General features: G+C 33.1%; 6 protein-coding genes. 2 read left to right on the top strand and 4 right to left on the bottom strand.

Going from position 1 to position 5,133, the window contains the following annotated elements:
- The first annotated feature begins 103 nt into the window (after window positions 1-103).
- Together ACILQF_RS10440 and ACILQF_RS10435 are read left to right on the top strand one after the other, a co-directional pair.
- Window positions 104-1,195, top strand: a complete 1,092-nt coding sequence (locus ACILQF_RS10440; RefSeq protein ID WP_395627351.1) for a serine hydrolase domain-containing protein — start codon at window positions 104-106, stop codon at window positions 1,193-1,195.
- 28 nt (window positions 1,196-1,223) lie between these two features.
- Window positions 1,224-1,793 (top strand): pentapeptide repeat-containing protein, encoded by a 570-nt coding sequence (locus ACILQF_RS10435; protein WP_395627350.1) that lies wholly within the window; start codon window positions 1,224-1,226, stop codon window positions 1,791-1,793.
- Window positions 1,794-1,861: 68 nt separating this feature from the next.
- Here the strand turns inward: ACILQF_RS10435 and ACILQF_RS10430 are convergent, their stop codons facing one another.
- The 4 genes from ACILQF_RS10430 to ACILQF_RS10415 all read right to left on the bottom strand — a co-directional run bounded on the left by ACILQF_RS10430 (window position 1,862) and on the right by ACILQF_RS10415 (window position 5,131).
- Window positions 1,862-2,890 (bottom strand): glycosyltransferase family protein, encoded by a 1,029-nt coding sequence (locus tag ACILQF_RS10430; RefSeq protein ID WP_395627349.1) that lies wholly within the window; start codon window positions 2,888-2,890, stop codon window positions 1,862-1,864.
- A gap of 121 nt (window positions 2,891-3,011) precedes the next feature.
- On the bottom strand, window positions 3,012-3,323 hold the full coding sequence (locus ACILQF_RS10425; protein WP_395627348.1) for a hypothetical protein: 312 nt from the start codon (window positions 3,321-3,323) through the stop codon (window positions 3,012-3,014).
- Window positions 3,324-3,474: 151 nt separating this feature from the next.
- Window positions 3,475-4,845 (bottom strand): exonuclease domain-containing protein, encoded by a 1,371-nt coding sequence (locus tag ACILQF_RS10420; protein ID WP_395627347.1) that lies wholly within the window; start codon window positions 4,843-4,845, stop codon window positions 3,475-3,477.
- Between the two features lie 76 nt (window positions 4,846-4,921).
- Window positions 4,922-5,131: a DUF3820 family protein gene (locus ACILQF_RS10415; RefSeq protein ID WP_395627346.1), complete on the bottom strand. Its 210-nt coding sequence runs from the start codon at window positions 5,129-5,131 to the stop codon at window positions 4,922-4,924.
- Between the last annotated feature and the right edge of the window lie 2 nt (window positions 5,132-5,133).

Genomic DNA, 5,133 nt, shown 5'->3' with positions numbered 1-5,133 from the left:
GACGTAGAAAAATTATTAGCTATACTTAAAGGTTAGATTTAGGTTTATTGCTAAAATAACATTCATTTAATTTTCATAAATTGGTTCATGAAATTTTCGAAATATGAAATATATTTTTGTTGTAATTTGTCTGATGCTCACTCATAAATCCATTGCTCAAGTGGAAAAACGCCTCGACTCTATCCTAAAAAGCAGCATTGGCACTAAAGAACCCGGAATAGCCTTATATGTTGAAAACAACAATCGTGTAATCTATAATAAAGGCTTCGGTATCGCTAGTAATAATAGCTCGAAGACTCTTCGTTCAGATACAAATTTCAGGCTGGCCTCTGTCTCAAAGCAATTTACGGCCATGTGTATTTTATTACTTGAACAAGATAAAAAGCTTTCAATTGAAGATCCAATAAACCAATACTTTCCTGAATTACCTCAACATATTGGAGAAAAAATATCTATTCGCCATTTGATTACTCATAGCTCAGGAATAATAGACTATGAGGAAGTCATGGACACTAATATCCTAATCCCATTACTAGATATCGATGTATTAAATATCTTAAGCAAACAAGAAAAAACCTATTTCAATGCTGGATCTGGATTCAGATATAGCAACTCGGCCTACGCACTTTTAACTTTAATTGTAGAACGTGTTTCGGGACAATCATTTCCGGAATTTATGAAACAGAGGATATTTAAACCCTTAAAAATGAACAATTCGATGGTTTATGAAGCAAATATTGAAATCCCAAATCGCTCATTTGGCTTTGCAAAAGATGAAAATGGAAAAATTTACGCGAACGATCAAAGTTTAACAAGTGCGATTAAAGGTGATGGTGGAGTTTATACTTCCTTAAATGATTATAAAAAATGGACACATGCCTTGTGGAACAATAGTCTTTTAGACCTCAATAGTGCATTAAAACGCGTAAACACTCCAATAAAAGAGGTAACAAATAGTTTTTATGGTCCCGGATGGTTTTACTTCGACAAATCTAGTCCGGCCTTGTTTCACTCAGGTAGCACTTGCGGATTCAGCACCTACTCAATCAATATCCCAAGCCAGAAAATATCCATCGTTTATTTCTCAAATATTGCAGGCAATTCGGAGCCATTTAAAAGAATATTAGAACTGCTGAAATTGGAAGGCATAGAAAGCCCAGCAGATGTATTTACACTACATCAATTAACCAGATAACAGATTTACAGATTAGAATCCTTTATAAATGAATTATTTTGAAGATCAACAATTTGAGAATATTAAATTTCAAGTAGAGATACTTGCCAAAGGTGAATATGAAAATTGTGTGTTCAAGCAGTGTGATTTTTCAGGTATCAATCTATCAGAAATTAAATTTATTGAATGTAAGTTTATAGGCTCTAACTTAAGTTTAGTAAACTTAGCGCAAACTGCATTTCGGGATATTCAATTTAAAGAATGTAAACTATTGGGACTGCATTTTGAGAACTGCCATAATTTCGGACTTTCATTCTCATTTGAAAACTGTCAGTTAGACCATTCCACATTTTACAGGACAAAAATCAAAAAGACTATTTTCAAAGATTCGCAATTAAGAGAAGTTGATTTTACAGAATGTGATTTAACCGAATCTGTATTTGATAATTGCGATTTGACTAAGGCTAATTTTGATCGAACTATACTCGAAAAAGTGGATTTTAGATCTGCTTTCAATTATTCCATAGACCCAGAGATAAATCGAATTAAGAAAGCTAAATTTTCCGTTCAGGGAATCTCCGGACTTCTAAGCAAGTACGACATTAAGATTGAGAATTAATTTAAACGGAATATTTCAATTTCGGGAAAAAATGTTTTGACAAAGCAAAAACAATTTTTTCGGATAATTTAACTGTTCCCGTACTTTCTAATATCAATTATTTTAGACAAGGAACAATGTTTATCAATAATTTGATTAATAATTTGATGGGTCATATCTGGATAATTTACTTCAATGATTTTTGAAGAGTTTATCCATGTATTGATGACCATATCATTTCTATCATCCAAATTTTTAATTACGTGAACACCCATCTCTTTTAATGCAGCAGCATTTAATTGTTGCTCATATTGATTCTTCATGGGGATTACCAGAAGCTTTTTTTTCATGAATAAAGCTTCTGCTGGAGTTTCAAAACCAGCACCACAAAGCACACCTGCGGATGAGGCCATGCTACTTACGAATTTCTCGTTGTGAATGGGCTGCACTCTTATATTTTTATGAGTAAATGGCTTTTTATTATGTTTTGAAAACACATCCCATGTTACATTTTTAAACTGGCTGAGCTTTGCAACCAATCGTTTATCATCGTAAGCTGGTAGATAAACCGTGTAATGCCCCTTATTTTCAATTTCATGATTCCTGACCTGCCCTCTAATCACTGGAGTGAAGATATGGTTTTCATAGGATTTAAAATGAAACCCAAACTGCGCTGTTGTAGGAGCATAATTTTTGAGAATTAACTTTCCTAACATATCGTTGTGCTCGGTTTTGGGGGCCCCATCAACTAAAACAGCAGCTTGGTGACTCAATCCGATACAAGGGATGTTTTTCATGTAGCAGGCCCAAGCTGATACAGGCTCAAAGTCGTTGATTACTAAGTCATACTGCTCAACTGCTAAGGCATTAATTTCCTTAACAAACTTACGAACATTAGCTTTAACAAAGGTTTTCCAGAGATCAACACCTCCAGCCTTCCCGAAAATAAAACTGAGTCCGCGTAATTTATACTTCAAAGGAAAAGGTAAAGAAAGATCCCCTTGGGTGCCACTCACCAAAATATCAACATTTCCATGTAGCTGAAGGCAAGGGATAATATCCATCGCCCTACTTAAATGCCCATTTCCAGTGCCTTGAATGGCATAAAGTATATTCATTAATTAGAAAATAAGGAATTGCTAAATTGCTAAAAAACTATCAAACCTAAATAGAAAAAAAATAATTTAGCAATGGGATGCTTAAATCAAATATTACAAATGTTAATATTAAATTAAAAACTTACAAAAGCAAAATCAATATTAAAAGAATGATAATTATAGCTCCTACAGAAAGATAAATACCCCCATTTGTGACCTTTAATTCCTTTTTCATTTCAATTAATTCGTTACGAAGATTTTTACGCTCCTTCAGACTAAGTTGAGATTTATCGATACTTTTTATTTCATCAATTCTTTTCGTAATCACTTCAATACGAGCTATTTGACTCTCAGTAATTGCAGGTTTTGTGTTTTTCTCTTTTGCAATTATACTTGAATATGAAAAAACAAAAATTAATGCGGTGGCGAGCAGGTACAGTTTCTTTTTCATCATGATTTTTAAGGTTAAATGAATAAATATGAATGTAAGGTCATTCTAAATACCTAAACAATTATTGAACCATAAATAAAAACAGACTTTTGACAAAAGATATGTCCCTAATTAGAATATTTTGAATGAAAATCAGGAATTTGTGTACTCATTATTATAAAATCTCCCTAGTTTTAAAGGGAAATTGAATAGCATAATTAAAAATCAAATTTCTGATATAATCATTTGAAGGGTAAGGTGTTAATTGCTTTTTAAGATCCGATATTTCTTGATCAATCTCCGCTACTAAAACATAACCCATTCCATAAAAATGACCATTTTCAATTAAGATGCAACTTCTCTCAGTTAGGTTTCGACCATCATCAATAAGCAAAAACCCAGGAAGCTTAGCTTTTAAATTGTCTACAGCCGTCATTACGCGTTGATTATAGCTTTCGGGACTTTCAATTTTTTGGCATGCTTGTTTACACAATTGCTCATTGATTGAAATGCAAGGCTCGGTATTTCTTTGAATGAAGCATAACTTGGGACAAAGATTAAATTCACCGATTAAATTTTTAATCATTGCATGCCCGTCTAGTACCCTATTAAAAGTGTAAAAAGGTTTAGAAAACTTATTTCTTTTATCAACCGCCATTCGTAAATATCCATTTTGATCTTCAAATAAGTATAAACCATAGGTGTGTTCAAACCTTTTTAAAGAACGATTATAGGCAGGCCATAGACGTTTTATCTCAATAGCCTCCAGAATAAAAGCAATCAACTCAGTTCCACATTCTTGAAAACTGATGTGATGAACATCCCTTAAAAACTCTTGTTTTTGCTTACCAGGTTTATTATTTGCAAAATGACTTGAGACTCTCTTTTTAATGTTTTTAGCCTTCCCCACATAAATAACCTTTGATTTACTATTGTGGAAATAGTAAATACCCGGAATTGAGGGTAGCTTATCCATATCCTCTTTTGGTAAATGAGGAGGTAAGGATTGCTCTTTAGAGCGAGGATTTAATGTTTTATTGATATGACCCTCCTGATCATTTTCAAGTAGCATTGAAAAAAGTATTGATGTTGCTTCTGCATCCCCCATAGCCCTGTGTCTTGCTAAAACCTCTATTCCGAGTGAGGAACAAAGTTTACCGAGACTATAAGAAGGCAATCCGGGGAGAATTTTACGACTCAATCGGACAGTGCAAAGTTTTTTGGTTTGTAAATGATATCCAGATTTTGCCAAATGATAATGAAGAAATGAAAAATCAAAATTGACATTATGTGCCACGAAAATTTTATCGTGCAGAAGACCATAAATCTCTTTTGCATATTCATCGAAAGTGGGTGCCGATTTTACCATTTCATTACTAATCCCAGTAAGGGATTGAATGTAAATAGGTATCGGAATTTTTGGGTTAATAAGAGTTTGGAATTTATCGACTACTTCCCTCCCATTATGGATTACGATTGCGATCTCGGTAATACCATTTGCACTGGCATGGCTCCCTGTTGTTTCAATATCAACTATCGCGTACATTTTTTATAATTAGCTTCAAATATATTCTATATTACTAATAATATTAGTATATACTTTTTAAATTAAGAATTATTTTTTATTTTCTCAGTGGTTGAAGAAGGTATTCAAGACCATTTAGTTTAATTTCATACATGGTGGCCAGCAAAATACCAATTTTACCTGCAGGAAAGCCATTGGAATGATACCAAACCAAGTAAAACTCAGGTAAATCACAAATTAACCTTCCTTTGTATTTACCGTAAGGCATTCTAATATTCACCAGTTCTAATAAGATTTCAGGATTCATTA

Source organism: Daejeonella sp. (assembly GCF_044232565.1).
Classification (GTDB): domain Bacteria; phylum Bacteroidota; class Bacteroidia; order Sphingobacteriales; family Sphingobacteriaceae; genus Daejeonella.
This window is presented reverse-complemented; position numbering and strand designations above follow the sequence as displayed.

Coding starts and splice junctions, on each gene's coding strand:
- ACILQF_RS10420 (WP_395627347.1), bottom strand. CDS start 4,845: ATGTACGCGATAGTTGATATTGAAACAACAGGGAGCCATGCCAGTGCA.
- ACILQF_RS10435 (WP_395627350.1), top strand. CDS start 1,224: ATGAATTATTTTGAAGATCAACAATTTGAGAATATTAAATTTCAAGTA.
- ACILQF_RS10440 (WP_395627351.1), top strand. CDS start 104: ATGAAATATATTTTTGTTGTAATTTGTCTGATGCTCACTCATAAATCC.
- ACILQF_RS10425 (WP_395627348.1), bottom strand. CDS start 3,323: ATGATGAAAAAGAAACTGTACCTGCTCGCCACCGCATTAATTTTTGTT.
- ACILQF_RS10430 (WP_395627349.1), bottom strand. CDS start 2,890: ATGAATATACTTTATGCCATTCAAGGCACTGGAAATGGGCATTTAAGT.
- ACILQF_RS10415 (WP_395627346.1), bottom strand. CDS start 5,131: ATGAATCCTGAAATCTTATTAGAACTGGTGAATATTAGAATGCCTTAC.